The organism is Achromobacter sp. DH1f, from assembly GCF_000633435.1.
GTDB classification, from domain to species: domain Bacteria; phylum Pseudomonadota; class Gammaproteobacteria; order Burkholderiales; family Burkholderiaceae_B; genus Achromobacter; species Achromobacter deleyi.
Genome location: NZ_AYMF01000029.1, coordinates 300613 through 318098 on the forward strand (window position 1 = coordinate 300613; position 17486 = coordinate 318098).

Here is a 17486-nt window from a genome sequence, read left to right on the forward strand (position 1 = left end):
GGCAGGAATGAGGAGCCCATTCTGGGCGCGGCCCTATCCATTGACAAACGCTTTATTTGGATCAAAAGTATTTGAAAAACCAATGAGAAGGCGATTGCCATGCTGGATCTCGATCTCTTGCACAGTTTTGTATCGGTGGTGGACGCAGGCGGCTTCACGCGTGCCGGCGAACGCGTGCACCGAAGCCAATCCACCGTCAGCCAACAGATCCGCAAACTGGAGGAAACGCTGGAATGCGCGCTCTTCGTGCGCGATGGCCGCCAGGTGCACCTGACCGAAGACGGCGAACGCCTGCTCGGCTATGCGCGGCGCATGCTGGCGTTGTCCACCGAGGTGCGCGAGGCCGTCAGCGGGCGCAAGCGGGTCGAAGTGATTCGGCTAGGCATCCCGGACGATTTCGCGGCCGATACGCTGACGGCCGTCGTAGCGCAATTTGCCCGCGCCCGGCCGGCCGTGAGGCTGTCGGTCCGTTGCGACCTGACCGTCGCCCTGACACGCGGCCTGGAACGCGGCGATCTGGACATCGCGCTGCTCAAGCGCGAACCGGGCGCGGGTGCGGCGCTGGCGGCTTGGCCCGAGCACCTGCACTGGATCACCGGCCCCGGCGAACTACCGGCCGCCGGTGAGCCCGTGCCGCTGGTGGCCTTTCCGCAGGGATGCATCTACCGCAACCGCGCCATTCACGCGCTGGAACAGGCCGGACGCCGGTGGCGCATCGCCTACGAAAGCCCCAACCTGACGGGCTTGCAGGCTGCGCTGTCTGGAGGCTTGGGGGTGGCCTTGCTGGAGCGCCGCTGCATGGCGGCCGGCCATCGGCAGGTGGATGAGGCATTTCCCGTCGTGCCGTCGTCCGAGCTGGCGCTATGCGTGGTGCAACCGGCGCGTGAACCGGTGCGCCACCTGGCGGAGACGATCAGGGAGTTTTGTGAAGCAGAAATGCGACGGCTCGCGGGGCAAAGCCTGCGAGCCGTGGAGGGCGACGCCGTTCAGGCGACGGCGACCTGGATGACCGGATAGCTGCTGTTCGCCGCGGCCGCACCCGGTTCGGCCATGGCGGCCGGCGGGTTGACCGGAACGGCGATCGAGCGCACATCGCACACGCTGGAGCAGCGGCCGCCCGGCAGGTATTCGGCGGCGGTGGCCGCACAGCAGCCGCAGCACGTGGCTACGCCCAGCTCGAACTGCAGGTCGGAAAGCGACGTCGCGCCCGCGTCCACGCTGGCGCGGACTTGGCGTTCGGTGATGGCATTACATACGCAAATGTACATGAGAATAATTATCGAAAATTATTCCGATACTGGCAAGTCCCCGCATGCAAAAAAATTTGCAACCGATTTGTCACGCAACCCGTTGAAATAAGGGACGTTTTCGAAACCGTCCGTCCCCGATTCAGCGCGCCGAAGCCTGCGCCTTGCGCAGCGCGGCCGGTGCAATTCGCAGGGCTTCGCGGTATTTGGCCACCGTCCGGCGGGCGATGACGATGCCCTGATCGGCCAGTTTCTCCATGATCTGGCTGTCCGACAGGGGCTTGGCCCGGTTCTCGTCGGCCACCATCTGGCGGATGAAGGTCTGCACCGCCGTGGCCGACGTGGCATCGCCGCCATCGGTGGAGACCCCGGCGCCGAAGAAGCGCTTGAGCTCCAGCGTGCCGAACGGAGTGAGCATGTACTTCTGCGTTGTGGCCCGTGAAATGGTGGATTCGTGCAGGCCGAGCTCGCCGGCGATGTCTTTCAGGATGAGCGGCCGCATCGCCGCCGGGCCCTGGCTGAAGAAGGCGGTCTGGCGTTCGACGATGGCCTGGGCGACGCGCAAGATGGTGTCAAAGCGCTGCTCGACGTTGCGGATCATCCACTTGGCCTGCTGCAGTTGCGATTGCAGGCCGGCGTGGGCGGATTCCTTCTGGTTGCTCAACATCTGCGCATACAGGCCGTTGATCTGCAGGCGCGGCACGGCGGCGCTGTTCAGCGTCACCTGCCAGCCGCGGCGCGTCTTGCGCACGATGACGTCGGGCACGGCGTAATCGGCCGCCGGCACGGTCCAGGCGCGGCCGGGGCGGGGTTCCAGACGCAGGATCAGGCTGTGGGCCGCGCGCAGCGTGGCCTCGTCACAGCCCACCGCCGCGCACAGGCGGGCGTTGTTGCCGGTGGCCAGCAGCGCCAGGTGCTGGCTGCAGATGAGGCGGGCGCAGGCCAGCACCTTGGGATCGGCCGCCTCGGGCAGCCGTGACAGGTCCGGGTTGCGCAATTGCAACAGCAGGCATTCCGACATGTCGCGCGCGCCGATGCCGATGGGATCGAACGATTGCAACAACGACAGCGCGGCGCGCAGTTCGTCCAGGTCAGGCTCGGAATCGGCCGGCAGCCAGCCCAGGATCTCTTCCAGGGGCGAGCCCAGGTAGCCGTTTTCGTCCAGCTCGTCGATCAAGAGCGCCGCCAGGGTGGCGTCGCGCGGCGCCGCGCGCGTCAGCACCAGTTGGCCCAGCAGGTATTCACGCAGCGTGTCGGGCCGGGCGGCCTCGGGCAGGCTGGAATCGTCGTCGGGATAGACGCCGCCCGAACCCGGCATTTCGTCCACCGGCGTCTCGCGTTCGGCGGCGGGTTCATCGTCCTGCACCGACGATTCGCGCTCGGATTCCGCCTGCGTCTCGACCGACGACGGCTCATCGTCGCGTTCCAACAACGGATTATCCGCAAGCACTTGCGAGATCTCCGCCTCGAGATCGAGCGTAGACAGCTGCAGCAACCGGATGGATTGCTGCAGTTGAGGGGTCAGCGTCAGATGCTGGCCAGGCCGCAGTTCTAAAATTGGACGGGTCATAGGTACAATATTTTGCATGATGAATCAGACTTCGCCCGCACGCGTTCGCCAGGATTGCCGACTGATCGGCCAGACCCTGCTCAAACTGGCGCTTCCCAGAGTCCTCGTGCGTGCGATCGTGATCGCCGTCGCGGTGATCGTCTGGTATCTCGCCGCCTCCTGGATCCTGGATTTCGGCAAGCGCGTCAATTACGAATTCCTGCATTCGCTGGGCCAGCCCACCATGGACATGGTCCAGAAGGTCAATCCGTATATCTGGTGGGTCGCCGCCGGCATCTGGACCCTGATCGTCTTCTTCATCGTGCGCGCCTGGCTCTCGGCCAGCCTGGCCTCCGGCCGCGCCACGCCCGTCAGCACCGGCGTGCTGGCCGACCTGGCGCCCCAGCTGTCCGAAGAATCCCTGGGCGTGCTGCGCTGGACCTGGGGCACCCGCGAAGACCCCTTCACCGTCGGCGACCTGCAACGCTCGCTGTCGGAAATCCGCCACAACCGCATCGGCAAGATCGCCATGGTGGCCGAACAGGCCGAGATCCTGGAAGGCACGACCGCCAAGCCGCCCCGCGACGATCGCCGCGACACACGCGCGGAACCCCGTGGCGAACGCGAACGCTACATCGAACCGCGCATCGGCGGCCCAGCTCGCTAAGGCCTTTTTTTCTCAGACGCTTTTCCTGCTTTCAGGCCGCCACGAGGCGGCCTGATTGTTTCAGTGCCCTGCCAGCCGGGCTCCCCTATACTGGCCCTCCAGGCTCGCGCAACCGCGGGCTGCGCACCCTTCCAATAAAACCACCCGGCTGACGAGACACGCCGGATGCGCGGCCGGCCCCCTGGAGTTGTTTTTCATGTTCCGCACCCCTGTCCGGTATGCCGCCGGCTTGCTGCTGGCCTGCTCGGCCGCTTTCGCCGCCGCCCCGGCATCCGCCGCCTGGCCCGACAAACCCATCACGTTCGTCGCGCCGTTCAGCGCTGGCGGCGCCAACGACCTGGTCGCACGCATCATCGCCAAGGCGGTGGGCTCGACCCTGAACCAGCCTGTCATCGTGGAAAACCGTCCTGGCGCCGGTGGCGTGGTCGGCGCCGCGCACGTCGCGCGCAGCGCCGCCGATGGCTACACCTACCTGGTGGGCAGCAACGGCACGGTGACCAACAGCCTGATCCGTTCGGACCAGCCCTACAAAGACGAGGAACTGACCCCGGTCGCGCTGTTGACGGTGACCCCGTCGGTGATCGTGGCCAACCCGTCCAACTCGGCCAAAGACCTGAAGGACTTCGTCGAACGCGCCAAGAAGGCCAAGACGGACCGTATCACGTTCTCGACGGCCGGCAACGGCAGCACGCCGCATTTCGTGGCCGAGATGGTCAAGGAAGCCACCGGCCTGCCGGTCGAGCCCATCGCCTACAAGAGCGGCTCGGAAGGCGTGACCGCCGTGATCGGCAACCAGGTCGACGCCACGTCCGAAGCCAGCATCGTCACGCTGCCCCTGATCCAGGCCGGCAAGCTCAAGGCGCTGGCCACCACCTGGGACAAGCGCATGGCCAGCGCGCCGGACATCCCCACCACCGCCGAACTGGGCTTCCCCGCCATCCGCATCGGCCACTGGGCCGGCCTGTACGCGCCGGCCGGCACGCCTGCCGACGTGCTGGACAAGATGAACGCCGCCATCGAGAAGTCGCTGCAGACCAAGGAAGTGCAGGATGCGCTGCGCCAGAGCAGCATCGAACCCGGCGGCGGCTCGCGCGCCAGCTTCGTTGAATTTGCCGCCAACGAACGCGAACGTCTGGGCAAGGTCGTGAAAAACGGCCACATGCAGACGCAATAAGCCATGCCGGGGGCAGATCTGTCCCCGGCTTTTTTATCGCGCTTTCATTTGCGCTTGCCCGAAAAGTATGTTTGACTAGCACCCTATGGCCGCTTACCGCACCTCCCTCGCGATTGCCACCGGACGCTTTGCCGCTCCGGTTGCCGGCCTGCGCGCTTCGATCTCGTCCATCGCGCTATCGCTATACCTACCGATCGGTTGCCGGGCCTAGTGTCCCCGTGGTAGCTCGGCAGCCACGCTTGCCACACGCGATTTCCCTTTTTCAAAACTGAATCCCCTCGCCAGACTCGGCGAACCCCTTGGCATCAGAGCGCCTGTCGGCCGCATGCCATCCGGATTCAGCGTCAAACCGAAAGAAACTGATCGAGGTGTAGTGATGATGCTTGCCAACCCCGCCACCAAATACGTCCCCTTCGCGCCGTTTGCCCGCGACTTTTCCGAACGCACCTGGCCCAGCCGCCGCATCACGCAGCCGCCGATCTGGATGAGCACCGACTTGCGCGACGGCAACCAGGCCTTGATCGAACCGATGAGCGTCGAGCGCAAGGTCCGCTTCTTCGAACAATTGGTCAAGATCGGCTTCAAGGAAATCGAAGTGGGTTTCCCGTCGGCCTCGCAGACCGACTTCGATTTCGTGCGCAAGCTCATCGAAGAAAAGCGCATTCCCGACGACGTGACCATCATCGTGCTGACCCAGTCGCGCGAAGACCTGATCAGCCGCACCGTTGAAGCCGCCGCGGGCGCCAAGCAAGCCATCGTGCACATGTACAACGCCTGCGCGCCGGCCTTCCGCAAGGTCGTCTTCAACATGTCCAAGGACGAGATCAAGAACATCGCCACCACCGGCACGCGCTTGATCAAGCAATACGTGGCGCAGCGCCCCGAAACGCAATGGCGCTACGAGTATTCGCCTGAAGTCTTCAGCACCACCGAACCCGAATTCGCGCTGGAAGTCTCCAACGCCGTGGCCGATGTATGGCAGCCCACGCCGCAAAGCAAGATGGTGCTGAACCTGCCCGCCACCATCGAAGCTACTAGCCCCAACCTGTACGCCGACCAGATCGAGTGGATGCACAAGAACCTGGCGCGCCGCGACAGCATCGTGCTCAGCGTGCACCCGCACAATGACCGCGGCACGGCTGTGGCCGCCGCCGAATTCGCCGTCATGGCCGGCGCCGACCGCATCGAAGGCTGCCTGTTCGGCAGCGGCGAGCGCACCGGCAACGTCGACCTGGTGACCTTGGCCTTGAACCTCTACACCCAAGGCGTGCACCCGGGCCTGGACTTCTCGGACATCGACGAAGTGCGCCGCTGCGCCGAGTACTGCAACCAGTTGCCCGTGCACCCGCGCCATCCGTATGCCGGCGACCTGGTCTTCACGGCCTTCTCCGGTTCGCACCAGGACGCGATCAAGAAGGGCTTTGCCTTGCAGCAGGCCGACGCCGTCTGGGAAGTGCCGTACTTGCCGATCGACCCGGCCGACCTCGGCCGCAGCTACGACGCCGTGATCCGCGTGAACAGCCAGTCGGGCAAGGGCGGCGTGTCGTACCTGCTCGAACAGGAACACGGCCTGGTGTTGCCGCGCCGCCTGCAGATCGAATTCAGCCGCGCCATCCAGCGCGTCACCGACGAGACCGGCCGTGAAGTTACCGCCGACGACGTGCACACGATCTTCAACCGCGAATACCTCGAACAGAAGACGCCGTGGAAGCTGATCCGCCACCGCATCGACGGCAACCCGTCGGCCGGCGAAGGCCAGCACTTCAGCATCGAAGCCGAACTCGAATACAACGGCGAACGCCGCATCGTGACGGGCAAGGGTGATGGCGCGATCTCGGCCTTCGTCGCTGCGCTGGACGTGCCGGTTCGCATCATGGACTACCACGAGCACGCCATCGGCACCGGCACCGACACCCGCGCCGCGTCCTACGTGGAACTGCGCGTCGGTGAATCCAGCACGGGCTTCGGCGTCGGCATCGACCGCGACATCGTGACCGCGTCCTTCCAGGCCGTGCTGAGCGCCGTGAACCGCCACATCAACGCGGGCGCCGTCACCACCGAACAAGAGGCCGCCGAGGCCGCGTGATCCGCAACCCGGAAGCAGGGGGTGGGCTTACCGCCGTCACCCCCCACGCCGGCCTCTTATCATGAGGCCGTGCCGCACAACAAAAAGCCCGCCTTTATCCGGCGGGCTTTCTTTTTGCATGAAGCACAGCACCGCAGGCAATCAGCCGCGCGGCCACATGTCGGAGGCGCCGATGTCCGGCTCGCGGGCGGCCAGCAGGCGCTCGTGCACCCAGGCGGCAATCGCCAGCGTGCGGTGGTCGTCATAGCGCCGGCCGATCAGCTGCAAGCCCACGGGCAGGCCCTGCGGGCCGGTGGCGAAGGGCAGGTTCAGGCACGGCAGGCCAAACAGCGTCCAGGCGCGCGAGAACTGCGGATCGCCCGTGCCCAGATCGGCAAAGGGCGCTTCGCCGCTGGCGCTGGGCGCGAGCAGGATGTCGTACTTGTCGAACCACTGTTCCACGCGGGCGCGCGATTCCGCGGCGCGTGCCAGGTTCTTGATGTGCGCTTCGGCGGTGATCTGCGCGCCGGCTTCGAGCACCGCCTGGATCTTGGCGCTGAGCTGCGCGGCGTGTTCCAGGCGTTCGTAGGCCAGCGACTGCGAGGCTTCGAACGCCATGATGTCCGAATGCAGCTGCACCAGCATGCAGTCTTCGGGCGGCAGCGGTACTTCTTCGACGTGGGCGCCGGCGCGCGACAGCGTGGCCGCGGCCTGGGCGAAAGCTTCCTTGGTTTCGGATTGCGCATGGCGCCACTGCAGGCTGCGATACATGCCGACGCGCGGCTTGCCGTCGTAGGCCAGGTCCAGCATGCGCGGGTCGCGCATCAGCACGGAGGCGAACAAGGCGACGTCGGGCACCGAGCGGGCAAAGCCGCCCACGGTATCGAGCGATTCGGCCAGGCTTTTGACGCCGGCACGCGGAATGGCGCCGAAGGTGGGCTTGAAGCCGACGATGCCGCAGTACGACGCGGGGCGGATGATGGAGCCCGCAGTCTGCGAACCCAGCGCGAACGGCACCATGTCGTCGGCCACGGCCGCGGCCGAGCCGCTGGACGAGCCGCCCGGCGTGTAGGCTTCGTTGCGCGGATTGCGCGTGGGCCCCGCCTGGTAAGTGGCGAATTCGGTGGTGACCGTCTTGCCGATGACCACGGCGCCGGCATGGCGGCACAAGGCAACGGCGGCGGCGTCCAGGCCTGGATTGTGCCGCTCGTAGATGGGCGAGCCGTAGCGGGTCGGCAGGTCGGCGGTATCGAACAGGTCCTTCACGCCGATGGGCAAGCCATGCAGCGGCCCGCGCAGGGCGCCGCGATCAAGCGCTTCGGCGTGATCCAGGGCAGCCTGCTTTTGCAGCGCCGTCCAGGCATGGATGGTGTTTTCGCGTTGCTCGATGCGCGCAAAGCAGGCGCGCACCAATTGCACCGCAGTCAATTCGCGCCGTTGCAGCTTGCGCGCCGCTTCAAGCGCGCCAAGTCTGTTTAAGGCAGTAGACATGATCCTTTCCTCTATCCCGGTGCCGCGCGATATGCGCGGTACTGACACTTCCGCACCCGGTCCCCTTGACCTGGGGTTTATCCCGATCCGCCGCGGCATGATGCGCGCCGGTTGTGACAAACCCAGCCATTGTGCGCGTCGCGTCAATTAGGAAAAGCACTGAAAAACCGCGTTTTTCGGGGCATTTCCGCGCGCGTCGCGCCTTGGCCTTATGTTGTTGCGTTGTTATCAGCATAGCGCAAACGCGTGCAACACAAAGGTCATAATTGTCTTGTAAGATGAAAACGTTTTCAGCAAACCGGCAGCAATGTAGACATGGCGTCGCGCGCATCGCCCCGCTTTTCCATTATCGAAGTGGCCCGTAAAGCAGGGGTGTCGCCGGCCACGGTTTCGCGCGCCTTCAACCAGCCGGAAATCGTGCACCCCGATACCTTGGCGCATATCCGCGCCATCGCCAAGCGTGCGGGCTTTCGGCCCAATCGCGTGGGCCGCAGCCTGCGTTCGGGCAGCACGCGCACCATCGGCCTGATCCTGCCCACGCTGTCCAACCCCGTCTTCGCCGAATGCTTCGAAGGCGCCGAACGGCGTGCCCGCGAATCGGGCTACAGCGTCATGCTGACCGCCACCGGCTACGACCCCGCGGTGGAATCGGCCGCGGTGCAGGGCCTGATCGACCACCAGGTCGACGGCCTGATCCTGACCGTGGCGGATGCCGCGCGCAGCGCCACGCTGGACGACCTGGACAGCGCCGGCATGCCCTATGTGCTGGTCTACAACGAGTCGGCCGCCCATCCGTATGCGTCGGTCGACAATCGCGCCGCCGCCATCGACATGGTGTCGCACCTGGCGGCACTGGGGCACCGCCGCATCGCCATCGTGACCGGCCCGCTGACGGCGTCCGACCGCGCGCGCCGCCGCCTGATGGGCGCCCGCGCCTGCGCCAAGAAGCTGGGCCTGGAACCGATCCAGCACATCGCCATGAATTCCCACACGGGCAGCGACGCCGAGGCCCTGAAGGGCGCGCTGCGCGGCAAGCAGGCGCCTACCGCGCTGTTCTGCTCGAACGACCTGCTGGCCACGGCTGTCATCGCCGACCTGGTGGCGCTGGGCCTGTCGGTGCCGAACGACATCTCGGTCTGCGGCTTTGACGGCATGCGCTTCGGCGCCTTGCTGACGCCGCCGTTGACCACCGTGGCGCAACCCAGCGACGGCATCGGCCAGGCCGCCTGTTCGAACCTGCTGGCGCAGATCCACGGCCAGCCGCCGCAATCGAATCGCCTGCCGCACTGCATCGTCGTCGGCGGCACCGCCGCGCCCGTGCGCCGCTGATTTCCCTTTTTCAAGATACCCCGCAAGAGATCCACGCCATGCTTATCGCCCAGATAACCGACCTGCACATGCGCACGCCAGGCGACAAGGCCTACGGCATCATCGACCCCGCCGCCTTCCTGGGGCCCGCCGTGCGCGCGCTCAATGCGTTGACGCCGCGCCCCGATTGCGTGCTGATCACGGGCGACCTGACCGACCTGGGCAAGCCCCACGAATACCAGGCGCTGCGCGACCAACTGCAGGCCCTGGAGATTCCGTATTTCCTCTTGCCCGGCAACCACGACGACCGCGCCGAACTGCGCGCCGCGTTCCCGGACCACGGCTACCTGCAAGGGCAGGGGCCGTTCATCCAGTACGCGGTCGAGACCTATCCGCTGCGCCTGTTGGCGCTGGATACCGTGGTGCCCATGAAAAGCCATGGCGAGCTGTGCGCCGACCGCCTGGGCTGGCTGGCGGCGCGCCTGGCGGAACAACCCGGCCGACCGACGCTGGTGCTGATGCACCACCCGCCCTTCGTGACCGGCATCGAGCACATGGATGCCATCGGCCTGTTGGCAGGTGCCCCTGAACTGGAACAGATCGTGGCGCGTTATCCGAACGTGGAACGCATGTTGTGCGGCCACCTGCACCGCACCATCTTCCGGCGCTTCGGCGGCACCATTGCATCGACCTGTCCGGGCACCGCGCATCAGCTGGCGCTGGAACTGGGCGAGCGCCCGACCTTGCAATACATCATGGAACCACCGGGCTACCAGCTGCACTGGTGGCATGACGACGCACTGGTCACGCACCACGCGGTGATTGGGGAATACCCCGGCCCGTATCCCTTCGCCTGAAGCGGGATTCTCGATTACAAACACAATGCCATATGTCCGTCATGTTTGCGCTGCACAATGAAAAGGATTTCATTGCACGCGACACGGGGCGGATCTAACAATTAGATCTACGAGACAGCATGTCATCCATCGTTCTGGATAACCTCACCAAGCAGTACGGCAACGCGGCCGCCATCCACGGCGTCAGCTTCACGGTGCCGGCAGGCAGCTTCACGGTACTGCTGGGGCCGTCGGGTTGCGGCAAGTCCACCACCTTGCGCATGATCGCCGGCCTGGACACGCCCACCTCGGGCACCATCCACATCGGCGACCGCGACGTGACGCAACTGCCACCGGCCAAGCGCCGCATTTCGATGGTGTTCCAGTCGTATGCGCTGTTTCCGCATCTGTCGGTGCGCGAGAACATCCTGTTCGGCCTGAAGGTCCGCAAGGAACCGGCGCGCGATTTCGACCGCCGCCTGCAGCGCGTGGCGTCATTGCTGGGCCTGGGCCATCTGCTGGACCGCAAGCCCTCGCAATTGTCGGGCGGTCAGCAACAGCGCGTGGCGCTGGGCCGCGCGGTGATTTCCGAAGCGCCGGTGTGCCTGATGGATGAACCCCTTTCCAACCTGGATGCCCAGCTGCGCCATGAAATGCGCCGCGAGATCCGCGCGCTGCAGCAGGACCTGGGCATCACGATGGTGTACGTCACGCACGACCAGACCGAAGCCATGAGCATGGCCGACCAGGTGGTGCTGCTGCGCGGCGGCCAGATCGAACAGCACGACACGCCGGACGGCCTGTACGCCCGCCCGGCCAGCGAATTCGCGGCCCGTTTCATCGGCACGCCGCCCATGAACCTGATCGGCCTGACGACGCTGCACGGCGCCACGGTGATCGCCGGCACCCACGGCCCCGCCGTGGCCGGCGCACCGGCCGGCGCCGCCAAGCTGGGCGTGCGGCCCGAGCACATCCGCATCGACGGCGACGGCATCGCCGCCACCGTGGAAAGCGTCGAATACTTCGGCGCCGATTCCATCGTGGTGTGCCGGGTCGGCGATACCAGCGGCGTGGCGGTGCGCGTGGGCGGACACCTGCGCGCCCGCGCCGGAGAAGCCCTGCGGCTGTCGTGGCCCGCGGACCAACAGCATTTCTTTGCCGCCGATTCGGCGGTCATCAACACCGTCGGGCGCTGAAGACGCCCAATCCACAGGAAAGGAAACGCAATCATGCGACGCATCGTACTGAAGACCCTGGCCGCCAGCCTTGCCGCCGCCTGCCTGTCGCTGCCCGTGCAGGCACAGCAAAAGCCCGTCGAAGTGGAGTTCTATTACCCGGTCGCCGTGGGCGGCCCCATCACCAAGATCGTCGACGACATGGTGGCGGACTTCCAGAAAGAAAACCCCAACATCAAGATCAAGCCGATCTACGCGGGTTCGTACCAGGATTCGATCGCCAAGGCCCTGACCGCCCTGAAGGGCGGCACGCCGCCGCAACTGGCCGTGCTGCTGTCGACCGACATGTTCACCCTGATCGACGAGGACGCGATCGTACCGGTGGATTCGCTGGCCAAGAGCGACGCCGACAAGCAATGGCTGGGCGGCTTCTACGACGCCTTCATGCAGAACAGCCGCACGGGCGGACATACCTGGGGCATTCCGTTCCAGCGTTCGACCATCGTGATGTACTACAACAAGGACCTGTTCAAGGCCGCCGGCCTGGACCCGGAGCGCGCGCCCGCCACCTGGGCCGAACTGGTCGAATACGGCAAGAAACTGACCAAGCAGGACGCTTCCGGCAACACCACGCAGTGGGGCATCGAGATCCCGTCGGGCGGCGCGTTCGCCTACTGGCTGTTCCAGGCCCTGACCACGCCCAACGGCGCGATCCTGATGAACGAGGCCGGCAACGAGGTCTACCTGGACAAGCCGGCCGTGGTGGAAGCGGCCCAGTACTGGCGTGACCTGTCGGCCAAGCACAAGGTCATGCCCACCGGCACGATCGATTGGGGCACCACGCCCAAGGACTTCCTGGAAAAGAAGGCCGCGATCATCTGGACCACCACCGGCAACCTGACCAACATCCGCAAGAACGCCGACTTCCCGTTCGGCGTGGCGATGATGCCGCAGCAAAAGCGCGGCGGCAGCCCGACCGGCGGCGGCAACTTCTACATCTTCAAGAGCGGCACGCCCGAACAGCAGCAGGCCGCGCTGAAGTTTGCGCAGTGGGCCACCACGCCGGAACGCGCGGCTGACTGGAGCATCGCCACCGGCTACGTCGCCGTGACGCCGGCCGCCTGGCAGACCGAGAAGATGAAGAAGTACGCGCAGGAAGTGCCGGCCGCCGCCGTGGCGCGTGACCAGCTTCAAGTCAGCGTGGCTGAATTCTCGACCCACGAGAACCAGCGCGTCACCAAGACCCTGAACGACGCCCTGCAAGCGGCGCTGACGGGTTCCAAGACGCCCCAGCAGGCGCTGACGGACGCCCAGCGCGAAGCCGACCGCATCCTGCGTTCCTACAAGTAGACCGCCAAGCACGATGAGCCGCTCTTTGAATGCGCTTTATGGCTGGCTGCTGTTGCTGCCAGCCATCGTGCTGCTCGCCGCGTTCACGCATTACCCGGCGCTGGCGACGCTTTGGCACAGCTTCTATTCAACCCCCAAGGGCGCGCGCCCGGCCCGCTTCGTCGGGCTGGACAACTATGCGGTCATGCGCGACGACCCGGTGTTCTGGCAGTCGCTGTGGAACAACCTGTGGTTCGCGCTGGGTACCATCCCGACCTCGATCGGCATCGCGCTGGTCATGGCGCTATGGGTGAACCGCAACCTGAAAGGCCGCGGCTTCCTGCGGATGGCGTACTTCACGCCGACCGTGCTGCCCATGGTGGCGGTGGCCAACATCTGGCTGTTCTTCTACACGCCGCAGTACGGGCTAATCGCTCAGGTGATGCAGCTGTTCGGCTCGCCTGGCCCCAACTGGCTGGGCAACCGCGAAACCGCGTTGCCCGCGCTGATGCTGGTGACCGTGTGGAAGGAATCGGGCTTCTTCATGATCTTCTACCTGGCTGCCTTGCAGACGGTGTCGCCGTCGCTGCGTGAAGCCGCCATGCTGGAAGGGGCGTCGCGCTGGCAGTACTTCCGGCGCGTGCTGTGGCCGCTGTTGATGCCCACCACGCTGTTCGTGCTGATCAACGCGCTGATCAATGCCTTCCGGCTGGTCGACCACGTGGTGGTGATGACCCGCGGCGGGCCCGACAACGCCAGCACGCTGTTGCTGTATTACATCTACCAGGTGGGCTTCAGCTTCTGGGATACCGCCTACGCCGCGACGCTGACCGTCGTGCTGCTGGTGGTGCTGGCACTGACCGCGCTGATCAAGTTCCGCTGGCTGGACCGCAGGACGCACTATCAATGAAAGACAAGCTCGATACCCTGGGCGCCTGGGCGCTGGGCCTGCTCTGGATTCTGCCGCTGGCCTACGCCATGTGGGCAGCCTTCCATCCGCCGGCCTACGCCACGCGCTTTGACCTGTTTGCCCCGCTGACGCTGGATAACTTCGCACGGGCCTGGCAGGCCGCGCCGTTTCCGCGCTATTTCGCCAACACCTTCCTGCTGGTGACGATGGTGCTGGCCGCGCAGTTGGTGCTGTCGACGCTGGCCGGCTACGCCTTTGCCCGCTTCGAGTTCCGCGGCCGTGACTTCGTCTTCATGCTGGTGCTGCTGCAGCTGATGATCATGCCGGACGTCCTGCTGGTGGAAAACTACCGTTCGATGAGCCAGCTGGGCATCCGCGACACGGTGTTCGCCATCGGCCTGCCGTACTTCGCGTCGGCCTTCGGCATCTTCCTGTTGCGCCAGACGTTCAAGACGGTGCCGCGCGAACTGGAAGAGGCCGCGCGCATGGAAGGCGCGAACGCCTTGCAGATCCTGTGGAAGGTGTATGTGCCGCTGGCCAAGCCGATCTACGTGGCCTACGGGCTGGTGTCGGTGAGCCACCACTGGAACAACTTCCTGTGGCCGTTGATCATCACCAACTCAGTCGAATCGCGGCCGCTGACGGTTGGACTGCAGGTGTTCTCGTCGACCGACCAGGGCATCGACTGGTCGGTGATCACCGCCGCCACGCTGATGTCGGCGGCGCCCTTGCTGATCGCCTTCCTGCTGTTCCAGCGCCAGTTCGTGCAGTCGTTCATGCGGGCAGGTATCCGCTGACGGGCACGGGGCGGGACTGACGTCCCGCCCCTGCGAGCGCTAGGCCCTGCCCGCCAGGAAAGCCGGGTTCTGCCAATCCCGCAGCTCGCGGATCTGCTGCTGGTCGCCGGCCATCAAGGTCGTCTCGCGCTGCAAGGCCGCGATCAGCGACGACTGGTGCGCCTCCAACCGATCACGCGACCATCCCGAAAAATCCGCCTGCGGCTCGCCCGCTTGCGCCGGGCTGTGCAGCGCCTGGTACATCGACAGCAACACGTCACGCTCGTTGGCCAGCGGCGTGAAGACCGGCTGCGCGCGCTCGGCCACGAAGCGGATGCGCAGCTCGGCGCCGCCGTCCGCGTTCAGCGCGGTTTCGAATTGCATGCCGCGCGCACCGTCCGGAAAGCCGCGGCGATGGTCGTCCAGCGTCAACCGGCCCGGTTCACGCGTGCCGTCTTCGCCCGCCATGGCGCCGGTGTGTACCGACGGCGCATGCATCAGGAAACTGTAGAGCTTGCGGTCGGGGTCGGCCACCGACAGGCTGCCGTCGGTGTTGCGGGTAACGGTGGGCGGCTGGGTATTGCCGCTTTCCTGCGCATCCGCGGCGGCGGCGAAATACCAGGCCATGGCGCGCGCCGTGGTCAGGTTGGCGGTGGCCGCGACCTGCTGCGTCCCTTCGCCCACCGCGATCGCGCCGAAAGCGGGCTTGTCGCTGGCGCGCAAAGCGTGCGTCAGGTTTTCGCCGATATGCATCTGGCGACGCACGTCGGGCAGGGCCAGGCTGGCGCCCCCTGCATCGGCGGCGCGCTGCATCACGCGCACGTCGACGCCCCCCTGCACGATGCCACCGTCACGCGGGGCAGACAGGATGCCGAGCGCGCTGCGGCCGGCGCCCTGGGTGTAGGCCAGTTCGCTCTTGCCCGCCGCACGGCGTTCGAGCAGGCGGCCCGGCACGTTGGGCAAATCGGCCAGGAAGCGGCCGGCGCTGGACAGCCCCCGCGCAATCGAGCCGAAGAATGACTGGAACGCCGACTTGGCGCGCGCGGCCAGGCTGAGCGTCTGCGTGCGTGCCTGGCCATCCCCCAAGGCGACGGGGTGGCGCGATTCGACACCTTGCGCCGGCGCCGACGGCGCGGTCTTGAGCGCTTCGCCGACCTGCGCCAATTCGCGTTGCAGTGCGTCCATACGCGGGGCGCGTTCCAGCGACACCAGCATCGTGCGGTCGGTGGCGGTCTGGCGCGACGCCTCCTGGGCGATCAGGTTGTCCAGTTCCTTGAACTGCGGTTGCAGCGATTGCAGCGTGCTCTCGACCAGGCTGAGCGCCGCCCGGTTGCTGGCCAGCTCCGGAAAATCGCGTAGCGCGGTCAGGCCCAGGTAGGCGCCCCCGAGCATGGCGGTGGCGTTGATGCCGATGGACGTTGGCGACAACGCCATCGGCGTGGTGATGACGCTGGTCGCGGTGGGTATGGCCACGGCGGCGGTGGTCCACCCCAGCGTGGTCAAGCCCGCCGACAACGCGCCGCGCGCCTGGTGGTTCCAGCGCGACAGCGTGTCCCAGGTCGACAGGGTGGGCGAGTTCAGCCGCTCGCCGTCGGGCACGCGCAGCGCATCGCCGCCGCCGCCCATGCGACGCAATTGCTCATTGAGCTTGGCCATCTGCTCGTCGATCTTGCCCGCGACTTCGCCCGCGCGCGCCAGATTGCGCTCGGATACCGGGGTGCTGGCGGCGACGCTGGCGCTTTCGGCCACCGGCGTGCCCCCGCCCGGCAGATAGCCGCCGACCGTGCGCGCCACGCTCGACGCGGTGCTGGCCACCGTCGACGTGACCGCCCCCAGCGCATTGCCGCCGTATCGCAGCAGGCGGCCCATGATGCCTTCCTGCTGCTGTTGCGTCTGCTGCTGCACCGACTCGCGAGCGGGCAGCGTATCGGCCTGGACCTGGACTCCTTGCGCCTCGCCGACATCGCCCAGCAAGGACGACAGCGGCAGGATCGGCACGTCGTCCACGGATTGGGGCTGGCCCGACGGCCCGCCCGATACCGCCCCCGATACCGCCTGGCGTTCCTGCTGGCGGGCGTTGTATGCGGCGACGCCATCGTCATCGCAGTCGAAGAACTCTTCGTCGTCGTCATCCACCTCGGTCAGCGTGCCGTCTTCGTCGACCTCGCTGCGGACATCGTCCGCTACATCGCTGTCGGCGTGGACCGAATCGTGGACCGAATCCTCGTCCTCGAGCGGGTCGCCATGCATCGCGGTGGTGAAATCCTCGGCGGCTTGCCAGAGGGCGGAAAACACGCCGCCGAACCAGCCGCGGCTCTGCGCCGCATCATCGCGCAGGGCGGCCGTGCCGCCTTCGCCCACCGACACCATCGTGCCTTGAAGCCCGCCTTGGCCGGGTTGCGGCGACGATCCGATCCGGGACGCCATGCCGCTGGGCGTGTCCTGCGGCGACGGCGCCTCGCCGCCCACCACGCGACTCGCATTGGGATTGATGAACATGATGGCGCTCCCGCTCAGGCGGCCAGTTGCGGCAGTTCCGGCGTGACCCGGCCCTGCACGACGTCCCGCCACAGCAGCGCGACATCGGCGAAGGCGTCCAGGGCCGCGGCCAGCGCCCGGGCATCGCACAGGGCCAGCGGGGCGCGGGCGCACAGCAGCACCGCGCCGGTGCCCGGTTGCAGGCCCAGGGTGCAGCCGCCGGTGCCGACCCACAGGGCATTGGCTTCCAGCATCAGCTGCAACAGCTTGTCGCGGGCCACCTGCGGCGCCGGCCGGCCCAGGGTGGCGAAGAAGGCGATATCGCCCGCGTCGGCATCGCCCTCGGCCGACAGGCCGACGACGATGTCGGCGATGACCAATTCCTGATGGGCCACCAGGTCTTCGACCGGCGACAGGCCGGCAAGGCGGGCATAGTCTTCAAGCAGCGTCTGATAGCGGGACATGGTTCGTTCCTGTCGCG

General features: G+C 66.4%; 15 protein-coding genes. 10 read left to right on the forward strand and 5 right to left on the reverse strand.

Annotated elements, in window-relative coordinates; translation table 11 throughout:
• Positions 1-99: 99 nt before the first annotated feature.
• Complete coding sequence (locus tag U858_RS0125600; protein WP_029954298.1) at positions 100-1017, forward strand: LysR substrate-binding domain-containing protein; 918 nt, start codon at positions 100-102, stop codon at positions 1015-1017.
• On the opposite strand, the gene U858_RS0125605 is transcribed toward U858_RS0125600, so the two are convergent.
• Both U858_RS0125605 and rpoN read right to left on the reverse strand, forming a co-directional pair.
• Positions 987-1268: a bacterioferritin-associated ferredoxin gene (locus U858_RS0125605; RefSeq protein ID WP_006392288.1), complete on the reverse strand. Its 282-nt coding sequence runs from the start codon at positions 1266-1268 to the stop codon at positions 987-989. The genes U858_RS0125600 and U858_RS0125605 overlap by 31 nt on opposite strands.
• A 121-nt stretch (positions 1269-1389) precedes the next feature.
• A complete protein-coding gene (gene rpoN / locus U858_RS0125610) occupies positions 1390-2835 on the reverse strand; it encodes an RNA polymerase factor sigma-54 (protein WP_051593681.1) in 1446 nt (481 codons plus the stop codon).
• Here rpoN and U858_RS0125615 point away from each other — a divergent pair.
• From U858_RS0125615 to leuA, 3 genes are all read left to right on the forward strand, one after another.
• Positions 2834-3463, forward strand: coding sequence for a hypothetical protein (locus U858_RS0125615; protein ID WP_025139977.1), 630 nt, complete (start codon positions 2834-2836; stop codon positions 3461-3463). The two genes, rpoN and U858_RS0125615, sit on opposite strands and share 2 nt — an antisense overlap.
• A gap of 196 nt (positions 3464-3659) precedes the next feature.
• Positions 3660-4637 carry a tripartite tricarboxylate transporter substrate binding protein gene (locus tag U858_RS0125620; protein WP_025139978.1) on the forward strand — a complete coding sequence of 326 codons (978 nt, stop codon included), beginning with the start codon at positions 3660-3662 and terminating at the stop codon, positions 4635-4637.
• 376 nt (positions 4638-5013) lie between these two features.
• Entirely contained in the window at positions 5014-6723 is a 1710-nt protein-coding gene (gene leuA / locus U858_RS0125625) for a 2-isopropylmalate synthase (protein ID WP_025139979.1), read from the forward strand.
• A 141-nt stretch (positions 6724-6864) separates the two neighbouring features.
• Here the strand turns inward: leuA and U858_RS0125630 are convergent, their stop codons facing one another.
• On the reverse strand, positions 6865-8193 hold the full coding sequence (locus U858_RS0125630) for an amidase (protein WP_025139980.1): 1329 nt from the start codon (positions 8191-8193) through the stop codon (positions 6865-6867).
• A gap of 315 nt (positions 8194-8508) precedes the next feature.
• Between U858_RS0125630 and U858_RS0125635 the strand changes: the two genes are divergently transcribed.
• From U858_RS0125635 to U858_RS0125660, 6 genes are all read left to right on the forward strand, one after another.
• Positions 8509-9522, forward strand: coding sequence for a LacI family DNA-binding transcriptional regulator (locus tag U858_RS0125635; protein WP_025139981.1), 1014 nt, complete (start codon positions 8509-8511; stop codon positions 9520-9522).
• Positions 9523-9560: 38 nt separating this feature from the next.
• Positions 9561-10358, forward strand: a complete 798-nt coding sequence (locus tag U858_RS0125640) for a phosphodiesterase (RefSeq protein ID WP_025139982.1) — start codon at positions 9561-9563, stop codon at positions 10356-10358.
• 119 nt (positions 10359-10477) lie between these two features.
• Positions 10478-11533 carry an ABC transporter ATP-binding protein gene (locus U858_RS0125645; RefSeq protein ID WP_025139983.1) on the forward strand — a complete coding sequence of 352 codons (1056 nt, stop codon included), beginning with the start codon at positions 10478-10480 and terminating at the stop codon, positions 11531-11533.
• Between the two features lie 33 nt (positions 11534-11566).
• A complete protein-coding gene (locus U858_RS0125650; protein ID WP_025139984.1) occupies positions 11567-12862 on the forward strand; it encodes an ABC transporter substrate-binding protein in 1296 nt (431 codons plus the stop codon).
• A 13-nt stretch (positions 12863-12875) separates the two neighbouring features.
• Complete coding sequence (locus U858_RS0125655; RefSeq protein WP_025139985.1) at positions 12876-13751, forward strand: carbohydrate ABC transporter permease; 876 nt, start codon at positions 12876-12878, stop codon at positions 13749-13751.
• Positions 13748-14548 (forward strand): carbohydrate ABC transporter permease, encoded by an 801-nt coding sequence (locus U858_RS0125660; protein WP_025139986.1) that lies wholly within the window; start codon positions 13748-13750, stop codon positions 14546-14548. Before U858_RS0125655 ends, U858_RS0125660 begins: the two co-directional genes overlap by 4 nt.
• Positions 14549-14587: 39 nt before the next feature.
• Here the strand turns inward: U858_RS0125660 and U858_RS0125665 are convergent, their stop codons facing one another.
• Together U858_RS0125665 and U858_RS0125670 are read right to left on the reverse strand one after the other, a co-directional pair.
• Positions 14588-17026, reverse strand: coding sequence for a hypothetical protein (locus U858_RS0125665; RefSeq protein WP_025139987.1), 2439 nt, complete (start codon positions 17024-17026; stop codon positions 14588-14590).
• Positions 17027-17040: 14 nt separating this feature from the next.
• Positions 17041-17469 (reverse strand): CesT family type III secretion system chaperone, encoded by a 429-nt coding sequence (locus U858_RS0125670; protein ID WP_025139988.1) that lies wholly within the window; start codon positions 17467-17469, stop codon positions 17041-17043.
• Positions 17470-17486: the final 17 nt, after the last annotated feature.

Excerpts from the sequence above, each read along its gene's own strand:
- U858_RS0125635 (WP_025139981.1), top strand. The coding sequence starts at position 8,509 with ATGGCGTCGCGCGCATCGCCCCGCTTTTCCATTATCGAAGTGGCCCGT.
- U858_RS0125650 (WP_025139984.1), top strand. The coding sequence starts at position 11,567 with ATGCGACGCATCGTACTGAAGACCCTGGCCGCCAGCCTTGCCGCCGCC.
- U858_RS0125655 (WP_025139985.1), top strand. The coding sequence starts at position 12,876 with ATGAGCCGCTCTTTGAATGCGCTTTATGGCTGGCTGCTGTTGCTGCCA.
- U858_RS0125660 (WP_025139986.1), top strand. The coding sequence starts at position 13,748 with ATGAAAGACAAGCTCGATACCCTGGGCGCCTGGGCGCTGGGCCTGCTC.
- U858_RS0125600 (WP_029954298.1), top strand. The coding sequence starts at position 100 with ATGCTGGATCTCGATCTCTTGCACAGTTTTGTATCGGTGGTGGACGCA.
- U858_RS0125615 (WP_025139977.1), top strand. The coding sequence starts at position 2,834 with ATGATGAATCAGACTTCGCCCGCACGCGTTCGCCAGGATTGCCGACTG.
- leuA (WP_025139979.1), top strand. The coding sequence starts at position 5,014 with ATGATGCTTGCCAACCCCGCCACCAAATACGTCCCCTTCGCGCCGTTT.
- U858_RS0125645 (WP_025139983.1), top strand. The coding sequence starts at position 10,478 with ATGTCATCCATCGTTCTGGATAACCTCACCAAGCAGTACGGCAACGCG.
- U858_RS0125640 (WP_025139982.1), top strand. The coding sequence starts at position 9,561 with ATGCTTATCGCCCAGATAACCGACCTGCACATGCGCACGCCAGGCGAC.
- U858_RS0125670 (WP_025139988.1), bottom strand. The coding sequence starts at position 17,469 with ATGTCCCGCTATCAGACGCTGCTTGAAGACTATGCCCGCCTTGCCGGC.
- U858_RS0125630 (WP_025139980.1), bottom strand. The coding sequence starts at position 8,193 with ATGTCTACTGCCTTAAACAGACTTGGCGCGCTTGAAGCGGCGCGCAAG.
- U858_RS0125605 (WP_006392288.1), bottom strand. The coding sequence starts at position 1,268 with ATGTACATTTGCGTATGTAATGCCATCACCGAACGCCAAGTCCGCGCC.
- U858_RS0125620 (WP_025139978.1), top strand. The coding sequence starts at position 3,660 with ATGTTCCGCACCCCTGTCCGGTATGCCGCCGGCTTGCTGCTGGCCTGC.
- U858_RS0125665 (WP_025139987.1), bottom strand. The coding sequence starts at position 17,026 with ATGTTCATCAATCCCAATGCGAGTCGCGTGGTGGGCGGCGAGGCGCCG.
- rpoN (WP_051593681.1), bottom strand. The coding sequence starts at position 2,835 with ATGCAAAATATTGTACCTATGACCCGTCCAATTTTAGAACTGCGGCCT.